This window comes from Weissella uvarum, assembly GCF_016908785.1.
In the GTDB taxonomy this organism is placed as follows: domain Bacteria; phylum Bacillota; class Bacilli; order Lactobacillales; family Lactobacillaceae; genus Weissella; species Weissella uvarum.
In genome coordinates, this window is record NZ_JAFBEO010000005.1 from 78,401 (window position 1) to 101,122 (window position 22,722).

The window sequence follows — 22,722 nt, forward strand, 5'->3', positions numbered from 1 at the left end:
TCATAAGATTTCCCAACTTCCTAACTCAATTCTAACACGTAACTTAAAGCACTTAAGAGATATAGCGGAGCTGTCTCGGCACGCAAGATTCTGGGTCCAAGCCCCACTGGAGTGAACCCACGCTGGGTTAAGGTCTTTAATTCACCCTCACTTAGCCCACCTTCTGGGCCAATAACACCCACAAAATGGTCCGTAGTCTTTAATGTTGACAAAGTTTGAGCTAGCTTTGCCTGTTCACCTTGCTTTGCACTTTCTTCCCAAGCGACAACCCCCACCATATTTTCTGGTAAGCGAATATCCTCTAAACGTTCAGCATAACTTACCGTTGGGACTATTAGTCGATGACTTTGTTCACTAGCTCCCTGTGCGATTTTTTCTAAACGCACCAATTTTTTAGTACTTTTATTACCCCAGTGGACCACAGACCAATCTGTCTCAACAAATATTAAATGTTTGACCCCTAGTTCCGTTGCTTTTTGTACAACAAAATCTGGCTTATCGCCCTTACTTAATCCAATAATTAAAGTCGTCTCCACCGGCAATTCAACTTGTGGCGTATGGCTCGCTGTAATCTGCATCCGCGCTGTATGATCAGCAAAATCCGCTACTTTAGCTACTAAAACGGTCTTGTGATCCGGTAACACAAACTCTGCTTGTTCCCCCTCACGCGCACGTAAAACTGTTAAAAAATGGTGAGCAATCTCCTCTGGCAACCAAAAAGTTTCACCTTGAGGTGCCTCATCAAGAAAATATCTTTGCATTATAACTCCTCATCGCTTGGCACATGCGCAATGACTCCATACCATTCACCAAGTTGCATCACTTGGTCAATCAACATACTTTCCGCTTGCAACGCTGTAGAAATCGCAGTTAGTTTATCTTGATAAATACCTGATAACAAAATTTGTGTGCCAGGTTTAACTACCCGTTTAAGTTGAGGAATCAAAGGCAATAATACTTCAGCAAGCATATTAGCAATAACGATATCAAAATCACCTTCATGCACATCGTCAAGTAAATCACTGACTTGAACGTGGACATCCTTAGCAACCGGGTTTAAATCGAGATTGCCTTGCGTTGATCGAACCGCAACTTCATCAACGTCCGTACCAAGTACATAATCTGCCCCTAAATATTTTGCGGCAATGCTCAGAACACCAGAACCTGTCCCTACATCCAAAACACGTTCATGCCCCCGAAAGACAAACTCTTCAGCTTGCAACATCAGACGCGTTGTTGGATGCGTACCAGTCCCAAAAGCCATTCCTGGATCTAAAGTAATGACATGTTCATCTGCACTCTCAGGTTGATAACCTTCCCATTTAGGTACAACTGTTAAATATCGTGTTAAACGCACCGGATGATAGTACTTTTGCCATTCAGTCGCCCAATCTTCATCTTGCACTGCCTGTTGTTTAACAGTTCCAGGATGTGGATCGAGTCCAAAAGCAGTTAACCCTTGCACCCGAGCTCGAATCTCATCCATCAACTCCGACACATTAACGTCACTAGGAAAATATCCAGATACTTGGGCGCCTTCCTTAACACCGGGAAGTTGATCCCAATCAACCGTCACGGTCGCATCGCCAGGTTGATAAAAATCGCGATCAGCCGCATCATCAATTTGGATACCTTCTGCACCGGCCTCCATCAAAATATTACTAACAGCTTCAACGGATTCATTTTGCGTACTTACTGTGATTGCTTGCCAGCTCATTTTTTTGCTCCAATCCAACTTAATATTAATACTAGAATAGCATATCTTACTTGAAATTCTAAATAAAAAAGCACTTACTGCTCACAGTAAGTGCTTTTATTTAAAATTTAATTAGTCGATTGTGACAATTGACATCAAGTTAGTTGTTCCAGAAACAGTCACTGGGATACCAGCAGTAACAATAATCTTGTCACCCTTCTCAGCCAAACCGTTTTCAACAGCTTGTTGCTTAGCCAATTCAATCATCTCGTCAGTTGTAGCAACTGGGTCAACGATAACTGGTTGAACACCCCAATAAATTGTAAGTGAACGTTGTACCATTTCATCAAATGTCAAAGCCAAAATGTCAGCATCAGGACGGTACTTTGAAATCATCTTAGCAGTGTATCCTGAGTTAGTTGCGGCAACGATTGCCTTAACGTCAGACAAGTTGTTGGCAGCGTTGGCGACTGAAGCAGCAACTGATTCAGTGATATCGTCAACCTTGTAATCATCCTTATGACGGCTGTTTTCACGCAAAGCTGTTTCAGCCTTTTCGTCAATCCGAGCCATTGTAGCAACTGATTCTACTGGGTATGAACCATTAGCTGATTCTCCAGAAAGCATTGTTGCATCAGTACCATCGAAGACAGCATTGGCAACGTCAGAAGCTTCGGCACGTGTAGGACGTGGGTTCTCTTGCATTGAATCAAGCATATCAGTCGCTGTGATAACGGGCTTACCAGCTTCGTTCATCATACGGATCAATTCTTTTTGAACCAATGGCACGTTCTCAGGCGGAATCTCCACACCCATGTCTCCACGAGCAATCATCAATCCATCTGAAACCTTCAAGATTTCTGGGAAGTTATCAATTCCTTCTTGAGACTCAATCTTAGGGAAGATCATAACATCTTCGCGGTTTGCTTCCTTTAATAGGGCACGGATATCTTCAACGTCAGATGGCTTACGCACAAATGAAGCGGCGATATATTGGATACCATTTTGCAAACCAAAACGAATGTCATCAGCATCCTTTTCAGTAATACCAGGCAAGTTAATTGAAACACCTGGGGCGTTAACACCCTTACGTGAACCCAACCAACCATGGTTTTGAACTTCAGTAACTAATTCACGTGTTGCATCATCTTTATCAGTGATCAACATATCAATTAGACCATCATCAAACAAAACATGTCCACCAACATGTACGTCATCGTACAAACCTGGGTAAGTTACAGCAACCTTATCTTTAGTTCCTTGTAGTGAATCATCCATTGAGATGCGAACAACATCACCAATGTTAAATTCAATCTTACCAGGTTCTTGAACCGTGGTACGGATTTCGGCACCCTTGGTGTCCAAAAGAAGACCAACAGTCTTTCCGGTCTTTGCTTCCGCTTCATGAACCGCATTGATACGACCCAAATGCTCTTCGTGATCTCCGTGTGAGAAGTTAAAACGGGTAACGTTAGCACCAGCTTCTAATAAGCTAGCAATAGTTTCGACATCTGTACTGGCAGGTCCAAGTGTTGAAACAATCTTGGTCTTTTTCATTATTGAAAAATCTCCTTTGTTTTTTGATAGCAATACTTCTGTATCCAATGAACATTGTACACTAAATTTAAACCGTTTAACATTGAAAATCGGTATTTTTAAAATGTAAACGTTTCCAATTATATCAAGGTTTTTAGAACTTTTATTAGACAATCTATCTGGTCGATTTATTGCAATCTGGGTTCGTCCAGACAATAAAAAAACAGCCGTTTAGGGCTGTTTTTACTTAATTTATTTTTCGTCGGCTGACATTGGACGCGCATCCGTTTGCAAATCAACTTCTTCAAGTGGACGAATCTTAGTATGATGCTTGAACTTGTAGTAGAAGAACAACACTAAGAAAATTGGAATAGCCAAGTAAGTGGTAATAATAGCCTGCCAGTTCCAATCCATAATCGAACCTTGGAATGATTGTAAGTCTTGTCCCATAATCACGATGATTGACATGACAAGTGCTAAGATTGGTCCCACTGGGAACCACTTTGCATGGTAACGCAATTCTGACACGGCATGGCCTTGAGCCTTAAAGGCACGTCGGAAACGATAGTCACATACCGCAATGCCAATCCATGTAATAAATCCGGTCAAACCAGACGCTGCCACCAAATACATATACACATCTTTTCCAACTAAACTCGTAGCCAATGTCAAGACACTAACCGCAATCGTTACAAGTAACGCCCGCGTTGGAATCCCAGTTTTAGCATCCACTTTCTTAAAGAAACTTGGTGCCATGCCATCTTCTGCCATGGAATAAAGCATACGTGATGACGTATACAAACCAGAGTTAGCTGAAGAAATCACTGACGTTAAGATAACTGCATTCATAACCGCAGCCGCACCAGCCAAACCGGCGCGCTCAAATACCAAAGTAAATGGCGATACCGCAATATTTTGCTCACTTGAATTCAAAAGTGATGGATCCTTGTAGTAAATAATTGCACCAATCACAAAGATGGCCCCAATATAGAACAACAAAATCCGCCAGAATACTTGTTTAATTGCAGTTGGAACTGATGTTTCTGGTGTTTCAGACTCACCAGCTGTAATGCCAATGAATTCTGTTCCTTGGAACGAGAATCCCGCCACCATTAAGACTGCCAAAATACCATTGAAGCCATTCACAAAACCATGGTTACCAACTGATAAATTCCGGGCAACATCTGGCTTATAAGTCATAATGCCAAAAATCATTGCAAACCCAACCAACAAGAAAGCAATGACTGCAATTACTTTAATCATTGCCATCCAAAACTCAGTTTCACCATAAGTTTTAGTTGATAGCAAATTGATAAGTAAAATTAGTGCAAGCGTTCCGAAAGACCAAATCCAACTTGGACTGTGGGGGAACCAATACCCCATCACAACGCCCACGGTAGCTGCTTCAACGGCAACAGTAACCGTCCAGTTCAACCAAAAATTCCAGCCCATCGCAAACCCAAACGCAGGATCCACAAAACGATCAGCATAGGTTGAAAACGAACCAGATACTGGCATATAAGTTGCCATTTCACCAAGTCCGGTCATCAAGAAATACACCATCAAACCCATAATGGCATACGCTGTTAAAGCTCCAAAAGGACCAGCTTGCGCCACGGTCGCACCAGACGTCACAAATAGCCCGGTTCCAATCGTTCCGCCTAAGGCAATCATTGATAAATGACGGGTTTTGAGCGTCCGCTTTAAACCAGGCTGCTCTGCTTCTTCATTAGACATAAAACTCCTCCTAATTTTATGAGGCCTCCATGCCTTGGGTCAAAAAAAGCCTAGTTTACGGCTATCGTCGTAAACTAGGCATTATTTACCAAGTATATGATAGCGCTCCGTAATCATTGATTACGACAGTCCAGCCACTCTTAATAACTGCACCAATGAGTCCACCCGCCGGCTACTCATTTCGGCAACCGCCCCTTTTACTAATCGCATCACCCGCCGGTTTGATTAGTTACTCTTGTTAGTTGCAACCTCTATATTATTTTATGTTTGCTAATAGTTTAGTGGACTTTTCTGTATCCGTCAAGCTTATTTACTGTAATACCCATAAGCAATCGCTACAAATAAAATAATTAAAACCACAGTTGTTATTATCGTATAAAGATGATCATGAATCTTAGCAAAAGCTATAATTGACACAATTACCCGTAACACTGGGGTCATAATTAAAATAAATAAACCTAACATCATCCATGCCATGGGTTGCCACTGCCATAAGCCATGCCAAATTAGGGTTAATTGCGTTGGAAAAGTTGCTTGCGCTTGCGTGGGTTTGAACAATAAAAGGCCCATCCCAATTAGCATGGCTAAAATTGCCAAGCCCACGCCAATTCGCATGATTTGTCCAATCACTTGTTCCATTTTAGCTAAATCAGTTTCGGCTTGTTTATGATTCTGGACTGGATTATTCATTAGTTAAATACCACCATTCCTTTATAAATAAGTTGTAAGGCCATCAATAAGACCACTGGGATAAAAATCTTTCGAATCATTTTGGCTGGCAAATACTGCATGACGTGTGAGCCAATCGTTGAACCCACAACAATACCTAAGGCCATTGGTACGGCAATCGTTGGTTTAATGGTGCCATTAAAAAAATAAACCGTTGCTGACGCAGCAGCTGTTACTCCCATCATTAAATTAGATGTTGCCGATGAAACCTTCAATGGCATTTTCATGACACCATCCATCGCCATGACCTTGAAGGCACCTGATCCAATCCCCAATAGACCAGAGGCAATCCCAGCACCAAACATAACCGCAGCACCACCAGGTACATGTTCTAGGTAATAAGGCACTGTTTTTTGAGCTTGCTTATCATAATATTGTCCATTCAACTCTAAACGAGTCGCTAATGGATCTGGTGTTTGTACCATCGTATCTGCTTTAGTCTGATGTAACTTTTTCCACATGTTCCAGGCTTGGAAAATCAATAACGCTCCGAATAAGAAGTACAACACAGTTGCATGAAAGAAGCCGGCCATAATCGCCCCCAATAGCGCTCCTAAAGTTGTAAAAATTTCCAAGAACATCGCCACTCGTAGATTTAAAACATCATCTTTTAAAAAGGCGATTGCTGAGCCGGAACTAGTTGCAATCACAGCAATAATGCTGGCTCCAACCGCATATTTAATATCTAACCCCATAAAAACTGTCAAAACAGGTGTGACAATGATGCCTCCGCCCAAACCCAATATGGATCCTAAGGCCCCCGCCAAAACACCCGTAACCAACATGATAACCGTTTGTGTTAACATATAATATATTACTCCCTAATAAATTTAGCAGTATCACTTTCCATATTATACCGCTTCATCGGATAACATAACTAGCGATGGAATGAAAAGATTGGAGTCAAACACATGTTAATTCGAAATACACATGCCCAAAAAATTTTATTTGGTCTAAGCCTAATCGCGTGCATCGGTCTAATCATTTTAACTTTGCTGCATGCACCGTTTATTGCCATGCTGGACAACTTGAGTGCGCAGTTACACATGTCACAATTACCTCATAGCATTCAGCTTATCTGGCACCTCGTTGCGTTCTTTAACCAGGGGTTCGGCGCTTTATTCGTCATTTTTTGCTTAGCCTATTTTCTTTGGGGCTTCAAGTATAAGTTACCGGCTTTTTGGGTAGTCTGTACCAGTCTATTTGGGGGATTAAGCCTTCATTTGTTAGATTGGTTAATTCCAGCAACCCATCTGCATCAAGCCGTCCAATTCCCAGCGTTTGCCATCTTTTGGGCGAGCTTAATTTATTCTTTTTTTAATATCTTCATCCTGCCAGAATTAAACCACTTCTTTAGTCGAATCGGTCTGCAATGCCTTTTATGCATGATTTGGCTTTTCATTTTTATCGGCAGTCTCTTTCAAACTCATGTACTCATGAGTGGTATTCTCTTTGGCTGGAGCTTTGCGCTCGTTATCCTCGAACTTTTTGAAATGCTCTATGTCCACTACGCCCCTTTCTTTGCACGCATGAACGGATTTCATAACTCATGGTATTAAAAAATGTCATTACCCTGCAGCCTTGGCAAGCCAACGATTTTAAAACCTATCAGCAACTATTGGCTGATGAAAGTTTAGCGCATGGTTTAGGCGTATTATCAGGAAATTTAAAACACCATTTTACGAATGAATGCCAACAAGTTGCTTTTAATCAAATCAAACTTAATCAAACCTGCGTTGGTACGCTTACCGTGTACCAAATCGATGAACAAACTTTAGACTTAGCCTATGGTCTCATCCAGCCCTACCAACATCAAGGCATTATGGGACAAGCACTCACCCAGCAACTTGAACAATTGCCCCACGGAAAAATTGTCCAAGCCGAAATTTTAGTTGAGAATCATGCCTCACAAGCCTTGGTCGAAAAATTAAATTTTAAACAAGTAACTGTAATGAAAAATTTTTTAAACCAACAGATTGCGATTTATCAAAAGAAAATCTAATAAAAAAGCTAGTCATGTAATAATTTCCGAAATCGATTTCATCTCGGAAAGCATATCCATGCCTAGCTTTTTTATTTTAATTACCAAAATATTGCTTAGCTAACTTTGCTTCAGTACCATTCGCTTTCAATTCTGCTAAGGTCTGATTCACCTTATTTCGTAGAGTCCGATCCTCTTTTCGGAATCCAACCCCATATTGATCAGCTGGGAAGCCTGTGGCAACAATTTTAAGTGGCGTTCTTTGCTGCTCGTGCTTCATATCATAATTCGCATAATCTCGATCAATTAAAACTGCATCAACCCGGCCAACCTGAAGATCATTAATCGCTTTATCGTAGGTATCGTACTGGACAACTTTGCGATTCAAATACTTTTTCAAATGCTGTGGTTCAGTATTTAAATTAGTGGCCCCAGAGGAACCTGTCTGTACTGCCAAAGTGTGATTACGCATATCAGCCGGCCGATGAATTGCACTATCTTTCTTGGTCAATAATACCAAGCGATCTGAATGATATGGTTTTGAAAAGGCGACCTTCTTTTCTCGCGCTGGCGTAATTGTATAACCATTCCAAATGACATCAATGTGATGTGTCGCGAGTTCAGTCTGGTTCATCGACCAATCAATGGTTTGAAATTTCGGCTTAAGTCCCATCCGCATAAACGTCGCACGAGCTAAGTCAACATCATACCCCACTAATTGGCCTTGCTTATTGCGGAAGCCCATTGGTACATAAGTATCATCAATTCCAATCACCACCTCCCCATTTTTTTGGACCGTTTTCCAAGAATCAGTTCGATGATTAACTCGATACGTTATCCCTAGCACAATGACTAACACCACCAACAAAACGAGCCCATTGCCCAACCAAATTTGCCAACGTGCTTTCTTCATAATTGCCTCCTAGCGCTTCACATCAGTCGCAAAGTCAAAAATTGTACTATCTAAACTATCAGCAAAAGGCAAGTCGTGAGTCACAATTAATTGTGTGACCCCTTTGGCCTGTAGCTCCTGGGTCACTGCTGTGACGCGTTGGGTTGAAGCTGCATCTAAACCGGAGGTTGGTTCGTCATAAGCTAGAATACCTGGATTCATCGCCAACGCACGGGCGATTGCAACTCTTTGTTTTTGACCACCTGATAGTTCAAATGGATATTGATCACTTTGATCTTGTAAATCTAGCTCTTGCATTAACCGATTAACATGCGTGTGTACCTCATCAGGGGTTTGATGGGCCACCAATTTTGGAGCTAAACCAATATTTTGCGCCACACTATATTGAGGGAACAAATTAAAATCTTGGAAAATAACGCCGACATCCGCCCCGGTACGATTACCATCTAAGGCCAATTCTTTCCCATCCAACGTCATCGTTCCAGAATCAGCTGGCAACAACCCTGCCAGTATCCGCAAAAATGTCGTTTTTCCAATTCCGGACGGTCCAACAATCGTCAAAATTTCACCATCGGCAATCGTTAAATTCAAATCTTTGAAGATAACGTGATCACCATAGGCTTTGGATAAATTCTTAATTTCTAACATTTTGGCCCTCCTTTCTAATGATAATAGTTCATCTTTTTCTCAATGTAGCGCATCCCATACGTCAACGCAATCGTCAACAATAGATAAAGTGCTCCCACAAGCAAATAAGGCACTAAAGTGACATCTCGTGCAGCAGCAATATTACCGGCACGCATTAAATCACCAAGCCCAATCACATAAACCAATGAAGAATCTTTAACTAAGTTAATGACTTCATTCCCGACCGGTGGCATAACATTCTTAAGAACCTGTGGTAGAACAATATGCTGCAAGGTTTGTCGACGACTAAAGCCTAACACTTTTGCACCATCATATTGTCCTTGGTTAATCGATTGAAAACCACCCCGAAAAATTTCGGCAAAATAAGCTGCATAATTGAAAATAAATGTCACCACCGCAGCCTCAAAGCGGGGAAAAGTTACAATGTTTGCCAAACTCAAACCATAATAAACAAAAACAATTTGTAACAACAATGGTGTCCCACGCATTATTGTAATGTAAGCATTCGTAATCGTCCTTAAGACAATTAGTTTAGACTTCATTGCTAAAGCAATCACCATCCCCAAAGGAACTGATCCAAGCAAAGTGAGGCCAAAGACCCCTAAAGTCATTTTCAAACCATCCAATAAACTGGGCAAAATCTGAAAAACATATTGCATTTTCTTCCTCCAAATCATAAAAAAAGCCCTCAAGCAGTTAAAAACTACTCGAGGGCGATAAAGTCGCGGTCCCACCTCATGATCTACCAATCATTACTAATTAGTACTCAGTTACCAGGTCATCCTGGTATGTCGATAACGGCGACGGCCGAACATATCTGTTAACAATCGCAAGTGTGGTTCACCTCAGTCCAACGCCATTTCTCAACCTTGCATGGCTCTCTGTGCTTAAACAATCGGTTACTCTTTTGCTCAAATTTTTTCGTATTTAATTAATGGTGTTATTACCTTACCTAACTTCACTTGATTTGTCAATCAAACTAATGTTTAGAATACTTAATAGTGACGTGACCGGGTCCGCAATGGAATACCCGAATTCAAATCACGTTGATCAGTATTGTAACTTGAAATATCAGGTTGCTTTGTAACACGGTAAAGATAACTCAATGGGCTGTAAAGCACAATGAAGAAAATCAAATTCAACACAATCGTTGGGAATAGGTGAAAGACAACAAAGCTAAACAAATCTGAATTAGCCAAATTGATAATACCAAAAGCAAAATAATCATAAAATAGGAAGGCACACATTGATAAGAACCATGTGACCATTGACCAACTCATTGTCGTTTGGACATAACGTTGAATCTTAGTAGCTAACCAGACCGTTAATGGGAAACCAATTGTCGCAATACCAATAATGCCCACATAGAAAATGTCAAACAACAAACCGCTTAGAAAGGCCATAATATAAATCAAGCGCATCCCAATCTGTTTCGTTGTTCCAGTTAAAATCGGCATCAAGATCACGAGAATACTAAGATAAGGACTCGCTGACATTGGCAATTTAAAAAGAACCCCGGCAAATTGTTGCGCAATTCCTCCGTCTAGGAAGACTGCTAAAATAACCAGGACTACATGTAGCCAAGATGTTCGTATATACTTCAACATATTTTTTTCTCCAATGCCTGAATACTTCTAACTACAAGCATATCCTCTAGAATCGTTTGCGTCAATTAAAAATAAAAAAGTTACAGAATCCTTGAAAATTCTGTAACTCAGCATGTTTGAATATTTAAGATTTACTTCTTCTTACCTAGGGCAATATCTTTGGCAACCGTTGCATCAACACCAGCAACAACATCTGAAATAAAGCCTTCGTCGATTAGTTCTAACAAACCAGCAACTGTGGTTCCACCTGGTGAGCTAACCTTGTCAACCATTGTCCAAGCTGAATCATCGGTGTTTTCTAATGTCTTAGCACTACCAAGGACAGCTTGAGTAGCAATTTCATCAGCCATTGCCTTTGGCAAACCATGTTTAACACCAGCACGAGCAATACTATCAATAAACAAGAAGACATGGGCCGGCATACTTCCAGAAATAGCAGTGAAGGCTGAGAAATAATTTTCATCCAAAGCCCAAGCCTTACCGATCGTTTGGAACATGTTCAAAACAAATTCAACTTGCTCATCAGTCGCATACTTATTTCCTGTAACAGCTGAAGCCCCTTCTCCGACCATAACATTCATATTTGGCATAACACGAACGATTGCTTGCTTTTCGTTAGCACTACCAACAGTTTCCAAAATTGAATCAGTTGATGTACCAGCAGCAATTGAAATCAACACCTTATCGTTGTCAGTCAGAGCATCTTTAATTTCATCCACAACGACTGGGATAATATGTGGCTTAACACCTAACAAAATATAATCTGATGCAGCAACTAAGTCTGTAGCCGTTTCAACTGCATTGGCCCCAAGTTCTTCAGCCTTTGCCTTTGCAACTTCAAGAGTACGGTCATATAAGTTAATATCTTCTGGCTTTACATATCCAGCATCTGTGATTCCACTGATAATGGCATTGGCCATATTACCAGTTCCAATAAATCCAATCTTCATGTGAAGATACCTCCAATTTTTAATTAAGTTAATCCTTAATCTCGATACCCTATTTTACCAAAGATATTCATACGAGAGCAATGCAAAAGGCACGTTTTTGTTAATATTTTGTGCATATTTTCACTTTTTTCTAATGCCGATTATTTTTAGAAATTCGTCTCTTTTTTTTATGAAAAAAATCATTGTCGTCATTAAATTCTGTTGTATTTTTTTATTTTTATAAAAATTGAATTTTGACGACTAGTATTGTAATTGATAGGCTTATTAGCAGGAGGAATGATACTATGCCAAATTTAGATTACATTGATCAAGACCACTGGTCGTTCGTAAGTGGTCAACATCAGTCACCGGTTGCATTAGCACATCAAGCTGCAACAGCCGATCCTGAACTAGCTGATCTTGAAATGCATTATGATGCACAAATTCGCTACGTTAGAGATACTGGCGCCAGCCTAGAGTTCGGCCTAAGTGGCACAGCCCGCCTAAATCATCGCCAATTTGAAGTTGAACAAGCACACATACATACACCTGCCGAACACACGATTGATAACCATCAAGCACCGGCAGAGCTACACTTTGTACATCATGCTCGCGATGGTCAGTTAGCCGTTATTGCAGTTCCAATTGAACTAGCCGACACTAATCCGGCCATGATGACTATTTTAGATGCTTTCCCGACCCAAGAAGCTTTTGAACTTTCAATTGCTCCTCTAATTCCTGAGAAACGCACCTATTTGCATTATTTGGGATCCTTAACGACGCCACCACTCACCGAGAATGTTGAATGGTACGTGCTTGATCATCCCATCCAAATTGACAAAGATCAATTAGAAGTCTTGCATCATTTTCACAATGGTAATAACCGTCAATTACAACCATTAAATGATCGCATCATTGAATATCACCAAGACTAAAAAAAGCGATACCCAACGGTATCGCTTTTTTTAACTTTCAGGAATTGCAACACTGACTGCAGGCGTATTATTAAAGTCTGCACCTGGTGTAACATAAATTGTACGAGTTAGACCGTAATCTGAATCTTCAACCTTAGCAACAGTTCCAATGAACAAACCAGATGGTGTAATGCCACCAAGTCCACTCGTCGTCACAGGGTCACCAGGCTTCACCTTCACCTTAGATGTCACCTTACTCATAACAATTTCATTCTTCGTTTGATCAAACTTTGAGACAATTCCATCTACTGTTTCCTTTGAACCATTCGTAACCCGAATAGCAAAGCGATCAGCAGTTTGACTATTATCAGAAAGTAACTCAACTTTGGCACTAGTCGTATCAACTTCAGAAATACGACCAATCATACCACCGGCCCCCATCACTGACATATGCTTTTTCAAGCCAGCATTTGAACCACGGTTAATAATTAACTGTGATTGCCAGTTGTTTGGTGAGCGGGAAATAACTGACGCATTAACTAAACGATAGTCAGTCATTGTTTTATCAATCTTAAGTTGCTTCTTAAGAGCTTCATTTTCTTTTTGTTCAGTCTGCAATTGCACTTGGACACCTGCTAGCTGATCAACCTTTTTATTTAAGCGCTCATTTTCTTCATACACATCAAACATTTGTGTCAATGCATTATAAGAGTTTCCGACCGCTTTAACCGGAGACGTAACCACTTCTGAAACCCACGTTGAAACGTCTGAAGCAATCCGCATGGGAAGCGCTGGCTTTTCTTGTGAACCACGGGCACGTGAACTAAAGGTCAACACACCAATTGTGACAATTACAACCACAACAAAAACTACTAGCCGCCGTGATGTTAGTAATTTCTTCATTGTGCAGAATCCTTTCTTACTATTGTTCTAACAAATAAATAACGCCTCACCGAAATTGGCGCGGCGTCAATATCATGTACTAGTTATTTTTTAAAACATCGATTGATTTCAATGCTTCCCCTGTTCCAAGGGCAACTGCATCCAATGGTTCTGGTGCAACAAATACAGGCACCTTGGTTGCTTCTGCAATGACCTTATCAATGTCCTTCAATAACGCTCCACCACCGGTCAAAACAATTCCGTGGTCGATAACATCAGCAGCAATTTCAGGTGATGTTTCTTCCAACGTCTCTTTAATTGCCACGATGATTTCTTCAATAACATCATGAATAGCAATCGCAATGTCCTTAGCAGGTACTTCAATGGTCTTTGGCAAACCGGTTACCAAATCACGACCACGAGCGCTAACGCTTTCAAGTTGATCCGCATTTTCAATGCTTGCAGAACCAACTTCCATCTTCAAACGTTCAGCAGTTTGCTCACCAATCAATACAGAATAATTCTTACGAATATAATTCATAATTGATTCGTCCATTGTATCACCAGCCATTCGAATTGAACGTGATGAAACAATATCACCTAGTGAAATCGTTGCAATATCAGAGGTACCACCACCAAGGTCAGCAACCATTGAACCAGTTGGTTCGTTAACTGGCAAACCAGCTCCAATAGCTGCCGCAAATGGTTCTTCCAAAACATAAGCATCACGCGCTCCAGCTACACGAGCAGCATCAATCACGGCGCGACGCTCAACAGCTGTCACACCAGATGGTACCCCAATTGTGACATATGGCTTAGAGTTATTACCGCGTGAACCACCTAGGGCCTTTTCCAAGTAATACTTAAGCATAGCAACAGTCGTTTCATAGTCAGCAATTACACCATCGCGCATTGGGCGAATGGCCTTAATGCTAACTGGCGTCCGTCCTAACATTTCTTTTGCTTCTTGACCAACAGCGACAATGTCGTTGGTTTTTGTGTTGCAAGCCACAACTGATGGCTCACGAAGCACGATTCCTTTACCTTCAATATAAACTAAGGTATTGGCCGTACCTAAGTCAATTCCTACATTATGAGTTCCAAATGAAAACACGGCTTTTATCCCTTTTCTCTTAGATTTTAATTTTAATAATAATCAGGGCAATCCGTCTTGATTACCTTTAATGTTACTAATTTTAGCACAAATCAGTACAACTCGTCTAGGCGTCAAGCAAGCTTTGTAAAGTTATTTCATGCCACAAATTAGAGTGTCGATAACTGCGGTAACCTTGTTTTGAAACGATTAAAAAATCAAAAAAATTTATCAACATCAACGCACTACAACATTGGTATTGTTGTAATACCAACTGATCGCCATTAGAGGCACTTAGATTACCACTTGGGTGATTATGAATCATCATAAAACCATAGGCATTCACGGCAATCAAATGTCGGAACACGTCACGCGGATGGATGGCAACTTGATTCAAAGTCCCACGCGCAATCAACTGTTCATCTAGTAAATTGAGTTGCGTATCAACAGCTAAAATCCAACACTCTTCTTGTGGTCGATAACCATAACGTTCAACCGCATAGTTACCCACTGTTTCAACTGATTGCATCTTGCGCATCTTATTACCCCTCAACTTTATGGTTCAAAATAAAGAGGCCTTTTTCCCAATTTTTTATAAAAATGATTGGCTTTTAAGTTTGAAGCGACTACACTAATTACACAAACACATTCAGAAAGAAGGTTTTTTATGCGCGTTTCTGCTTTTTCAAACGATGAAATTCCCGTCTTAAATCAAGAACGAGCTGTTCGTTTCTACCGTGAAGTTTTTGATTTACCTGCTACTTTTACAGCCCACGAGCAGAGCCATTTATCATTTCTTGGCAAGCTAATTCACTTCCCACTAAAAGATGCTACCACTTTTAACCCAATTGCGTTAAAAGTTAAGGTTAACGACACTCCTGAAGATATCACCAATCATCTCATTAATTATGAAGTTCCACAAACCCAACCAGTCGAACAACGCGATGGGCAGACGATTTTCCATATCGCGGATTTTGAAGGTAACCAAATCCAGCTCATTACAAATAAAAACACCAAGTCATAAAAGACTTGGTGTTTTTTTATCAAATTAATTGTCCCAATAAACGACCAATTTGAAAACAAATTAAGCCACCAATCATTAGAATAATGAATTGTAACAGGGCATGGCTTCGCTCTCCTGACACTTCTAAGCCATCTGCTAGACTAACCATTGGCGCCGAAAAAGTTGAAAACCCACCTAGAATTCCAGTAGCCCAAAAAGTATGAGTTTGCATCGGCGCATAACCAATTAATACACCCGCGAAAAAAGCGACCGCCAAATTGATTGCTAAAACCATTAAAGGTTCTAACATATCTGAGAAATGACGCGCCAACTCTAATAATGCAAAGCGTAGCATTGAACCAATTGCAGCTCCGCATCCAGCGATTAACATTAATTTCATCGCTACTAGCATTACCGAGCCACCTCCTTACCAAGGTAGCGGGCCAAATAAACCATCGCAACACTACCAATGATTGATATCAATCCATAACCAAGGCCTGTCCAAAAAGTAAATTCAGTGCTTAATTCCGTAATCAACGTTGCATAGGTGGTATACGCACCTAAAATGCCAACTGAGACAAAATCTAATAAAATTTGCGGTACATGTCCATAGCGAGCCGCAATTGTTGTTACCAAAACTGATAGGAATGTGCCCGTTAAATTAATTACCAAAGTACCTAAAGGCAGATGTGGTTGATTCAACAAAAAAGAAATTAGCTCGCGCATGATGCCCCCAATAAAGCCACCAACTGCCACAGCCATAAAGCGTTGCCAATACTTCATTTTTCCTCCTTGATAAAACTTAATTAATAGCGATTAAAGAAAGTTAACATCTCTTCAATCGTTAATGCGTCTTTTTCTGCACCCGTTACATCCATTGCAATCCGTCCATTCGACATCACCAATAAACGATCTCCGTATTGCAAAGCATCTGACAAATTATGAGTTATCATCATTGCTGTTAAATGCGCTTTTTTAATTTGCGCATCCGTCAAAGCCATCAGTTGCGCACTAGTCTTAGGATCTAGCGCTGCTGTATGCTCATCAAGCAATAAGAGTTCAGGTGTTTTTTCTGTAGCCATTAAAAAGGCCAATGCTTGGCGTTGACCACCGGAAAGTTGACCAGTGGGTACATCCAAACGATCAGCAAGACCATTTCCCATCTGGTCAGCAATTTCACGTAGTTCAGCCCGCTTTTTTTCAGTTAAGCCTCGTGAACGTAACCGGCGTTTTTCCCCGCGACGTTCAGCCAACAATAAATTTTCAGCAACCGTCATACGTGGAGCGGTTCCTAATTTTGGATCTTGAAATACCCGTGCTAATTCTTTCGTACGTTCCGTCTCACCTAAATAAGTCACATCTTGGCCGCCTAAGTAAATTTGGCCACTCGTTAAAGCCAAACTACCGGCAATCACATTAAATAGTGTTGATTTTCCAGCCCCATTTGACCCTAAAACAGTCACAAAATCTCCGGAGTTAACTGTTAAATTAACATGGTCCAAAATTGTTTTTTCTTCTGCAGTCGCCTGATTCACAACCACAGTTGCATCAATTAGTTGTAATTTTGTTTCCATGCCTAATTCCTCTCTTTAAGTCTCAAGTTAAGTCGTTGGCCTAGATTTGGTAACATCAATGCCAAGCCCAAAATAACTGCACTAACTAATTTCAAGTCATCAGCATCGAATCCAATTGCTAATACCAACACTAAGACAAAGCGATAAATAATTGAACCGAATACGACTGTAATCAAACGATCTGTTAGACTCATATCTCCAGAAAAAACAACTTCACCGATAATAATTGAAGCTAATGCAACGACAATGGTACCAACTCCCATATTCACATCGGAAAAGCCATTATTTTGAGCAACTAAAGCACCGCCGAGTCCAATTAGCCCATTCGCTAACATCAAGCCCATAATTGTCATGGCATCTGTATTAATCCCTAATGACCGTGACATATTCGCATTATCACCAGTTGCAATAAAAGCTTGGCCTAGTTCTGTCTTCAAAAATAGTGCTACTAAAGTCACGATAATGGTAATGAGCACGGCCCCAATCAAAATCACACTTAGGTTATTAGGCAAAAAGCCCAATAATGGCGTATGGAACAATGTTGGCAAATTCAAAAGCGAACGGTTGGACTGGCCCATAATCCGTAAATTAATGGAATAAATCGCCGTCATCGTTAAAATTCCAGCCAAGAGAATTGGTACCTTGCCCTTGGTATACAATAATCCAGTTACTAAACCAGCTAAGGCTCCCGCCAAGGTTCCAAATAAAGTTGCCATTATCGGTGACACACCATTTGAAATGCTTGTAACAGCTACCGCTGCCCCTAATGGAAAAGTCCCCTCAACTGTCATATCAGGAAAATCTAAAATTCTAAATGTTAAAAAGAGTCCGATCCCTAAAGGTGCCCATAGGAACCCTTGCCCAATTGCTGATAATATCATTCCCATATTACTTATCTCCACCTACTTCTTTTGCATTTTGGTATTCTTTTGGAATGTGCACACCCATCTGCATAGCCTGCTTGCGATTGACCACAACCCGACCAGTCTTGACCGATTCAACAGGTAAATCATGTGGCTTTTTACCCTTTAGTTCTTGCACAATCATCTTACCAGTCATTACACCAAGTTCGTGCTGATTAATTGAGCTGGCCGCCACACCACCTGCTGATACCATCGTATCAACGGTTGGAAATACCGGTACTTTTTGTGCATTCGTATTTTTAATTAATGTGGGCATTGCTCCAGCAATCGTATTGTCGGTCGGTACGAAGACCGCATCGACTTGATGATTAGCTACCATCTGTTGACTGGTTTGATTCAAATCATTTGATGAAGAAATTGAATAGGCTTTCACCTTAATGCCGGCTGCACTCGCCAACTTAATCATGCGTTTAGCTTCAGATGAGGCTGAATCGTCAGAAGAAGTATAAATAACCCCCATCGTTTTCATTTGTGGTACGAAATTACGCATCAGCTTAAGCTGTTGCTTTAAAGGTGCTTTATCCGAAACTCCAGTAACATTGCCATTTGGTCTTTGTTCATTCGTCAACAACTTACTTCCCACCGGATCCGTCACCGCCGAGAATATGACTGGTTGATTTTGAACCGTATTAGCCAATGCCACGGCCGCAGGTGTCGCAATGCCAACTGAAATAGTCGCATGTTCATCAGAAAAACGTGTTGCCATTGTTTTCAAATTTGACTGATCACCTTGTGCATTTTGATAATCAATTTTAATATTTTTTCCATTGTGATAACCATTACGCGCTAATTCATCATCAATTCCCTGATGAATGGCATCTAACGCAGGATGCTTAACGTACTGTAAAATTCCCACAGTTGGGACTTTATTTTGATCGTTTTGTTGTTTTAACTCCATACCGCCCGCAAAGACAGTTATACCAATTAAGAGTGCCATCCCGACTGCTACTTTTTTATTCATCTTATCTCACTCCTCTACCACTTCATCCCTAAATCTGCCCCATATTAAACAAAAAGCCATAAGTTGACTGTGCTTAGTCCCCTTATGGCAAATAAAAAGGCCCACAGTCATTCCTGTGGACCTCATCTTTTTTGAAGCATGATTTGGTTACACAGGTTCAATACACATTATTGCATACGCATTGAACCCTCTCACGAAAAATCCAACGCTTTTACCTGCGCCACCAAAGATTTAATTGTGTCTTGACCATCATCATAATTGCTCCACCAATCGTTTTAGAATGTAATGATACTAACATGCCTCAATTTGATTTGTCAATCCTAATTTAAACTAGATATTATAATCATCGTCTGACATGACTTCTACTTCGCCCAGACGGTAACCATTTCCAACTTGTGAGAAGAAATCATGATTTGATGTCGTTGTTGAAATCCCATTCATTACCACTGAGTTAACATCTTCTGCTCCATCTGGGAATAATGGATCTTGACCCAAATTCATTAAGGCTTTGTTAGCGTTATAACGTAAGAATGTCAAAACAGACTCAGTCCAACCAACTTCATCATACAACTCGTGTGTATACTTTTCTTCATTACTATATAAGTCAAAGAGTAAATCATACATCCATGTCTTTAAGTTAGCTTGTTCCTCATCAGAAAGCTCATTAAAGCCAAGCTGGAACTTATAACCAATATACGTACCATGCACAGATTCATCACGCAAAATCAGCTTAATGATTTCAGCCACATTATTTAATTTATTGTGTCCCAAATAATAAAGTGGCGTATAGAAACCAGAATAGAACAAGAATGTTTCCAAAAATACTGAAGCAACCTTTCGTTCTAACGCCGATCCATTATGATAAATATCATTGATTTTTTGTGCTTTATATTGCAAAAATTCGTCACTCTCAGCCCACTCAAAAATATCATTGATTTCAGCTTCGGTATTTAAAGTTTCAAAAATTGATGAATATGACTTAGCATGGACTGATTCCATAAATTCAATGTTATTCAAAACCGCTTCTTCTTGTTGTGTCCGAATGTCCGCTTTAAGCGAAGTCATCCCATCCTGAGATTGCAAAGTATCTAGTAAGGTCAACCCACCAAACACCTTTCCAACCAAATTATGCTCTGTCTTTGACATTTGGCGCCAATCATCTAAGTCATTCGACAAAGGAATTCGAGTATCAAGCCAAAACTGCTCAGTTAGTTTTTCCCAAGTTGCTTTATCGATTGCATCTTCGATTTTATTCCAATTAATTGGTTTATATTGTTCACTCATTTCATCACAATCCTTATTTTTAATAAAAAAGACCGCAAATAAATCTGCCGTCCTCTTAGTTAGATTAAATCGAACAACTCTCACATTCGTTCACGCCGAATTCTTCCATATCATCGGTGTATGTCCGGACATAATAAATTGACTTAATACCCTTACGATAAGCATAATTTCTCAAAATATTTAGGTCACGAGTTGTCATCTTATCTGTGTGGCCATCCTTCCACTCATACAAACCTTCCGGCAAGGTTGAACGCATGAATAGAGTCAAAGCCATTCCTTGATCAACATGTTGCTGTGCTTCAGCATAAACGTCAATCACCTTACGCATATCCATATCATAAGCTGATTCGTAATATGGAATCGTATCAGCATCTAGGTATGGTGCGGGATAATAAATTTTACCAATCTTCTTCTCTTGGCGTTCTTCAATCTTGTTAATAATTGGGTGTAGTGACGCTGTCGCATCATTTACATATGAAATTGAACCAGTAGGTGCAATCGCCATACGATATGCATTATAAAGGCCATATTGCATCACAGCTGCCTTTAACTCTTGCCAATCAGCATGTGTTGGTAAGTGATGCTTTGCAAACAAATCACGCACTTTTTGAGTCTTTGGTTGCCAATCTTGTTCAAGATACTTATCAAAGTAACTACCATCGGCATAATCAGACTCTTCAAAGTCAGCAAAAGTTTCATGGCGTTCACGTGCAATTTTATTTGAAGCTTTCAACGTATAGAAATTCAACATCATGAAGTACATATTCGTGAAATCAAGCGCTTCTTCATCACCATAGTACATGTGGTTTTTAGCAAACATAGCGTGCAAGCCCATTGCCCCTAAACCAACCGCATGCATTTGTCGGTTACCATTTTGCACAGATGGTACGATATCCAAATCAGATGCATCCGATACAAATGTCAAAGCCCGAATCATCGTATCAACTGATTTTTCAAAATCAGATGTTTCCATCAAGTTAACGATATTGGTTGACCCTAGGTTACATGATACATCTGTACCAAGCTGCTCATATTGTTGATCATTATTAATGATTGAAGGCTTTTGAACCTGCAAGATTTCTGAACATAAGTTCGATGAAATTACCTTACCGGCAATTGGATTAGCACGATTAACCGTATCAATATTGATGATATATGGATAACCAGATTCTTGCTGCATCTTAGATAATTCGTTCTCTAAGTCACGTGCGTTAATCTTAGTCTTCTTAATATTAGGGTTAGCGACCATGTTGTCATATTCCGCCGTGATATCCACATAATTAAATTGCGTCTGATACTCACGTTCAACATCATAAGGTGAGAATAGATACATTGTGGCATTGTCTCGCGTTAATTCATAAAACTTATCCGGAACTGTCACACCCATTGAAAGCGTCTTAATTCGGACCTTCTCATCAGCATTTTCCTTCTTAGTAGCCAAAAAGGCCATAATATCGGGATGGAAAACTGATAGATAAACAACACCTGCACCATTTCGTTGGCCCATTTGGTTTGAATATGAGAAAGAATCTTCCAACAACTTCATCACGGGAACTACACCAGATGCAGCATTTTCAATCCCCTTAATTGGTGCCCCTGCTTCACGTAAGTTTGATAGGTTAATTCCAACACCCCCACCAATCTTTGAAAGTTGCAAAGCAGAATTAATTGTGCGACCAATAGAGTTCATGTCATCCGTTGACTGCAGAATAAAACATGATACCAATTCACCACGACGAGCACGTCCCGCATTTAAGAACGATGGTGTTGCTGGTTGATAACGTTGATGAATCATTTCATCAGCCAAATTCATCGCCAATTCTTCATCACCATTACCATAAAATAATGCATTCATTGCCACCCGATCAATGTAACGCTCAACATAGTAAGCACCATCATTAGTTTTAATCGCATATTGTGCATAAAACTTATATGCCGCCATAAATGACTTAAATTGGAAATGTTGTGATTCCAAATAATCATATAATTTTTCAATGAATTCAAATGAATAGTTGTTTAAAATCTTCGGATCAATGAAGTCATTGTCCTGTAAATAGTCAAAGCGTTCACGTAACGTATCGAACTTCAACGTATTGGGAATAACATTCTCTTGCATGAAGGCTTCAAGCGCTTCACGATCCTTTCCCAATTGAATTTTATTATCCTTTGGGATATTTAATTCATTATTTAAATCAAAGTAAGTAACCTTGTTTTGATCTAAGTCCAATAGTGACATGTGCATCCCCTTTTCTTTTCAATGATACAAACCGCAAAGCGGAATTGTTAGATTGCACCGGCAAGAATGTATCAGA

The 22,722-nt window shown here is 40.2% G+C and carries 25 protein-coding genes and 1 riboswitch; of the genes, 4 read left to right on the top strand and 21 right to left on the bottom strand.

Annotated elements, in window-relative coordinates; translation table 11 throughout:
• Positions 1–20 precede the first annotated feature (20 nt).
• The 6 genes from JOC36_RS06765 to JOC36_RS06790 all read right to left on the bottom strand — a co-directional run bounded on the left by JOC36_RS06765 (position 21) and on the right by JOC36_RS06790 (position 6,504).
• On the bottom strand, positions 21–761 hold the full coding sequence (locus JOC36_RS06765; protein ID WP_205145747.1) for an RsmE family RNA methyltransferase: 741 nt from the start codon (positions 759–761) through the stop codon (positions 21–23).
• Positions 761–1,717, bottom strand: a complete 957-nt coding sequence (gene prmA, locus JOC36_RS06770; RefSeq protein WP_205145748.1) for a 50S ribosomal protein L11 methyltransferase — start codon at positions 1,715–1,717, stop codon at positions 761–763. The genes JOC36_RS06765 and prmA overlap by 1 nt, the downstream gene beginning before the upstream one ends.
• A 111-nt stretch (positions 1,718–1,828) precedes the next feature.
• Positions 1,829–3,253 (bottom strand): pyruvate kinase, encoded by a 1,425-nt coding sequence (pyk, locus tag JOC36_RS06775; RefSeq protein WP_205145749.1) that lies wholly within the window; start codon positions 3,251–3,253, stop codon positions 1,829–1,831.
• A 231-nt stretch (positions 3,254–3,484) separates the two neighbouring features.
• The gene (locus JOC36_RS06780) at positions 3,485–4,969 is read right to left on the bottom strand and encodes an amino acid permease (protein ID WP_205145750.1); all 1,485 of its coding nucleotides are present in this window, start codon (positions 4,967–4,969) and stop codon (positions 3,485–3,487) included.
• Positions 4,970–5,061: 92 nt separating this feature from the next.
• Positions 5,062–5,231, bottom strand: a riboswitch (Lysine riboswitch).
• A gap of 44 nt (positions 5,232–5,275) precedes the next feature.
• Complete coding sequence (locus tag JOC36_RS06785) at positions 5,276–5,659, bottom strand: DUF1634 domain-containing protein (protein ID WP_205145751.1); 384 nt, start codon at positions 5,657–5,659, stop codon at positions 5,276–5,278.
• Entirely contained in the window at positions 5,659–6,504 is an 846-nt protein-coding gene (locus JOC36_RS06790; RefSeq protein WP_205145752.1) for a sulfite exporter TauE/SafE family protein, read from the bottom strand. The genes JOC36_RS06785 and JOC36_RS06790 overlap by 1 nt, the downstream gene beginning before the upstream one ends.
• A 105-nt stretch (positions 6,505–6,609) precedes the next feature.
• Between JOC36_RS06790 and JOC36_RS06795 the strand changes: the two genes are divergently transcribed.
• Positions 6,610–7,257: a hypothetical protein gene (locus tag JOC36_RS06795; RefSeq protein ID WP_205145753.1), complete on the top strand. Its 648-nt coding sequence runs from the start codon at positions 6,610–6,612 to the stop codon at positions 7,255–7,257.
• Entirely contained in the window at positions 7,248–7,700 is a 453-nt protein-coding gene (locus JOC36_RS06800) for a GNAT family N-acetyltransferase (protein ID WP_205145754.1), read from the top strand. Before JOC36_RS06795 ends, JOC36_RS06800 begins: the two co-directional genes overlap by 10 nt.
• A 76-nt stretch (positions 7,701–7,776) precedes the next feature.
• Here JOC36_RS06800 and JOC36_RS06805 read toward each other — a convergent pair whose 3' ends face one another.
• The 5 genes from JOC36_RS06805 to proC all read right to left on the bottom strand — a co-directional run bounded on the left by JOC36_RS06805 (position 7,777) and on the right by proC (position 11,797).
• Complete coding sequence (locus JOC36_RS06805) at positions 7,777–8,592, bottom strand: amino acid ABC transporter substrate-binding protein (RefSeq protein WP_205145755.1); 816 nt, start codon at positions 8,590–8,592, stop codon at positions 7,777–7,779.
• Between the two features lie 9 nt (positions 8,593–8,601).
• Positions 8,602–9,240, bottom strand: coding sequence for an amino acid ABC transporter ATP-binding protein (locus tag JOC36_RS06810; protein WP_205145756.1), 639 nt, complete (start codon positions 9,238–9,240; stop codon positions 8,602–8,604).
• A 14-nt stretch (positions 9,241–9,254) separates the two neighbouring features.
• Complete coding sequence (locus JOC36_RS06815; protein WP_205145757.1) at positions 9,255–9,899, bottom strand: amino acid ABC transporter permease; 645 nt, start codon at positions 9,897–9,899, stop codon at positions 9,255–9,257.
• A gap of 336 nt (positions 9,900–10,235) precedes the next feature.
• A complete protein-coding gene (mreD, locus tag JOC36_RS06820) occupies positions 10,236–10,847 on the bottom strand; it encodes a rod shape-determining protein MreD (protein ID WP_205145758.1) in 612 nt (203 codons plus the stop codon).
• Between the two features lie 131 nt (positions 10,848–10,978).
• Positions 10,979–11,797 carry a pyrroline-5-carboxylate reductase gene (gene proC, locus JOC36_RS06825; protein ID WP_205145759.1) on the bottom strand — a complete coding sequence of 273 codons (819 nt, stop codon included), beginning with the start codon at positions 11,795–11,797 and terminating at the stop codon, positions 10,979–10,981.
• A gap of 284 nt (positions 11,798–12,081) precedes the next feature.
• Here proC and JOC36_RS06830 point away from each other — a divergent pair, with 284 nt between their 5' ends.
• Positions 12,082–12,711: a carbonic anhydrase family protein gene (locus JOC36_RS06830; protein WP_205145760.1), complete on the top strand. Its 630-nt coding sequence runs from the start codon at positions 12,082–12,084 to the stop codon at positions 12,709–12,711.
• Positions 12,712–12,741: 30 nt separating this feature from the next.
• Here the strand turns inward: JOC36_RS06830 and mreC are convergent, their stop codons facing one another.
• From mreC to JOC36_RS06845, 3 genes are all read right to left on the bottom strand, one after another.
• On the bottom strand, positions 12,742–13,593 hold the full coding sequence (mreC, locus tag JOC36_RS06835) for a rod shape-determining protein MreC (protein WP_205145761.1): 852 nt from the start codon (positions 13,591–13,593) through the stop codon (positions 12,742–12,744).
• Positions 13,594–13,672: 79 nt separating this feature from the next.
• Positions 13,673–14,686: a rod shape-determining protein MreB gene (locus tag JOC36_RS06840; protein ID WP_205145762.1), complete on the bottom strand. Its 1,014-nt coding sequence runs from the start codon at positions 14,684–14,686 to the stop codon at positions 13,673–13,675.
• Positions 14,687–14,792: 106 nt separating this feature from the next.
• Positions 14,793–15,203 carry a JAB domain-containing protein gene (locus tag JOC36_RS06845; protein ID WP_205145763.1) on the bottom strand — a complete coding sequence of 137 codons (411 nt, stop codon included), beginning with the start codon at positions 15,201–15,203 and terminating at the stop codon, positions 14,793–14,795.
• Between the two features lie 129 nt (positions 15,204–15,332).
• Here JOC36_RS06845 and JOC36_RS06850 point away from each other — a divergent pair, with 129 nt between their 5' ends.
• The gene (locus JOC36_RS06850; RefSeq protein ID WP_205145764.1) at positions 15,333–15,689 is read left to right on the top strand and encodes a VOC family protein; all 357 of its coding nucleotides are present in this window, start codon (positions 15,333–15,335) and stop codon (positions 15,687–15,689) included.
• Between the two features lie 19 nt (positions 15,690–15,708).
• On the opposite strand, the gene JOC36_RS06855 is transcribed toward JOC36_RS06850, so the two are convergent.
• From JOC36_RS06855 to nrdE, 7 genes are all read right to left on the bottom strand, one after another.
• Positions 15,709–16,080 (bottom strand): fluoride efflux transporter FluC, encoded by a 372-nt coding sequence (locus JOC36_RS06855; protein ID WP_205145765.1) that lies wholly within the window; start codon positions 16,078–16,080, stop codon positions 15,709–15,711.
• Positions 16,080–16,451 (bottom strand): FluC/FEX family fluoride channel, encoded by a 372-nt coding sequence (locus JOC36_RS06860; RefSeq protein WP_205145766.1) that lies wholly within the window; start codon positions 16,449–16,451, stop codon positions 16,080–16,082. Before JOC36_RS06860 ends, JOC36_RS06855 begins: the two co-directional genes overlap by 1 nt.
• 23 nt (positions 16,452–16,474) lie before the next feature.
• On the bottom strand, positions 16,475–17,242 hold the full coding sequence (locus tag JOC36_RS06865; protein ID WP_205145767.1) for an ABC transporter ATP-binding protein: 768 nt from the start codon (positions 17,240–17,242) through the stop codon (positions 16,475–16,477).
• A 2-nt stretch (positions 17,243–17,244) separates the two neighbouring features.
• Positions 17,245–18,129 (bottom strand): ABC transporter permease, encoded by an 885-nt coding sequence (locus JOC36_RS06870; RefSeq protein ID WP_205145768.1) that lies wholly within the window; start codon positions 18,127–18,129, stop codon positions 17,245–17,247.
• Between the two features lies 1 nt (position 18,130).
• A complete protein-coding gene (trpX, locus tag JOC36_RS06875) occupies positions 18,131–19,126 on the bottom strand; it encodes a tryptophan ABC transporter substrate-binding protein (RefSeq protein WP_205145769.1) in 996 nt (331 codons plus the stop codon).
• Between the two features lie 330 nt (positions 19,127–19,456).
• A complete protein-coding gene (gene nrdF, locus JOC36_RS06880) occupies positions 19,457–20,410 on the bottom strand; it encodes a class 1b ribonucleoside-diphosphate reductase subunit beta (RefSeq protein ID WP_205145770.1) in 954 nt (317 codons plus the stop codon).
• A 64-nt stretch (positions 20,411–20,474) separates the two neighbouring features.
• A complete protein-coding gene (gene nrdE, locus JOC36_RS06885; protein WP_205145771.1) occupies positions 20,475–22,646 on the bottom strand; it encodes a class 1b ribonucleoside-diphosphate reductase subunit alpha in 2,172 nt (723 codons plus the stop codon).
• Between the last annotated feature and the right edge of the window lie 76 nt (positions 22,647–22,722).

What these genes read in the sequence shown, in the direction of transcription:
- JOC36_RS06765 (WP_205145747.1), bottom strand. Translation starts at nt 761, where the DNA reads ATGCAAAGATATTTTCTTGATGAGGCACCTCAAGGTGAAACTTTTTGG.
- prmA (WP_205145748.1), bottom strand. Translation starts at nt 1,717, where the DNA reads ATGAGCTGGCAAGCAATCACAGTAAGTACGCAAAATGAATCCGTTGAA.
- pyk (WP_205145749.1), bottom strand. Translation starts at nt 3,253, where the DNA reads ATGAAAAAGACCAAGATTGTTTCAACACTTGGACCTGCCAGTACAGAT.
- JOC36_RS06780 (WP_205145750.1), bottom strand. Translation starts at nt 4,969, where the DNA reads ATGTCTAATGAAGAAGCAGAGCAGCCTGGTTTAAAGCGGACGCTCAAA.
- JOC36_RS06785 (WP_205145751.1), bottom strand. Translation starts at nt 5,659, where the DNA reads ATGAATAATCCAGTCCAGAATCATAAACAAGCCGAAACTGATTTAGCT.
- JOC36_RS06790 (WP_205145752.1), bottom strand. Translation starts at nt 6,504, where the DNA reads ATGTTAACACAAACGGTTATCATGTTGGTTACGGGTGTTTTGGCGGGG.
- JOC36_RS06795 (WP_205145753.1), top strand. Translation starts at nt 6,610, where the DNA reads ATGTTAATTCGAAATACACATGCCCAAAAAATTTTATTTGGTCTAAGC.
- JOC36_RS06800 (WP_205145754.1), top strand. Translation starts at nt 7,248, where the DNA reads ATGGTATTAAAAAATGTCATTACCCTGCAGCCTTGGCAAGCCAACGAT.
- JOC36_RS06805 (WP_205145755.1), bottom strand. Translation starts at nt 8,592, where the DNA reads ATGAAGAAAGCACGTTGGCAAATTTGGTTGGGCAATGGGCTCGTTTTG.
- JOC36_RS06810 (WP_205145756.1), bottom strand. Translation starts at nt 9,240, where the DNA reads ATGTTAGAAATTAAGAATTTATCCAAAGCCTATGGTGATCACGTTATC.
- JOC36_RS06815 (WP_205145757.1), bottom strand. Translation starts at nt 9,899, where the DNA reads ATGCAATATGTTTTTCAGATTTTGCCCAGTTTATTGGATGGTTTGAAA.
- mreD (WP_205145758.1), bottom strand. Translation starts at nt 10,847, where the DNA reads ATGTTGAAGTATATACGAACATCTTGGCTACATGTAGTCCTGGTTATT.
- proC (WP_205145759.1), bottom strand. Translation starts at nt 11,797, where the DNA reads ATGAAGATTGGATTTATTGGAACTGGTAATATGGCCAATGCCATTATC.
- JOC36_RS06830 (WP_205145760.1), top strand. Translation starts at nt 12,082, where the DNA reads ATGCCAAATTTAGATTACATTGATCAAGACCACTGGTCGTTCGTAAGT.
- mreC (WP_205145761.1), bottom strand. Translation starts at nt 13,593, where the DNA reads ATGAAGAAATTACTAACATCACGGCGGCTAGTAGTTTTTGTTGTGGTT.
- JOC36_RS06845 (WP_205145763.1), bottom strand. Translation starts at nt 15,203, where the DNA reads ATGCGCAAGATGCAATCAGTTGAAACAGTGGGTAACTATGCGGTTGAA.
- JOC36_RS06850 (WP_205145764.1), top strand. Translation starts at nt 15,333, where the DNA reads ATGCGCGTTTCTGCTTTTTCAAACGATGAAATTCCCGTCTTAAATCAA.
- JOC36_RS06855 (WP_205145765.1), bottom strand. Translation starts at nt 16,080, where the DNA reads ATGCTAGTAGCGATGAAATTAATGTTAATCGCTGGATGCGGAGCTGCA.
- JOC36_RS06860 (WP_205145766.1), bottom strand. Translation starts at nt 16,451, where the DNA reads ATGAAGTATTGGCAACGCTTTATGGCTGTGGCAGTTGGTGGCTTTATT.
- JOC36_RS06865 (WP_205145767.1), bottom strand. Translation starts at nt 17,242, where the DNA reads ATGGAAACAAAATTACAACTAATTGATGCAACTGTGGTTGTGAATCAG.
- JOC36_RS06870 (WP_205145768.1), bottom strand. Translation starts at nt 18,129, where the DNA reads ATGGGAATGATATTATCAGCAATTGGGCAAGGGTTCCTATGGGCACCT.
- trpX (WP_205145769.1), bottom strand. Translation starts at nt 19,126, where the DNA reads ATGAATAAAAAAGTAGCAGTCGGGATGGCACTCTTAATTGGTATAACT.
- nrdF (WP_205145770.1), bottom strand. Translation starts at nt 20,410, where the DNA reads ATGAGTGAACAATATAAACCAATTAATTGGAATAAAATCGAAGATGCA.
- nrdE (WP_205145771.1), bottom strand. Translation starts at nt 22,646, where the DNA reads ATGTCACTATTGGACTTAGATCAAAACAAGGTTACTTACTTTGATTTA.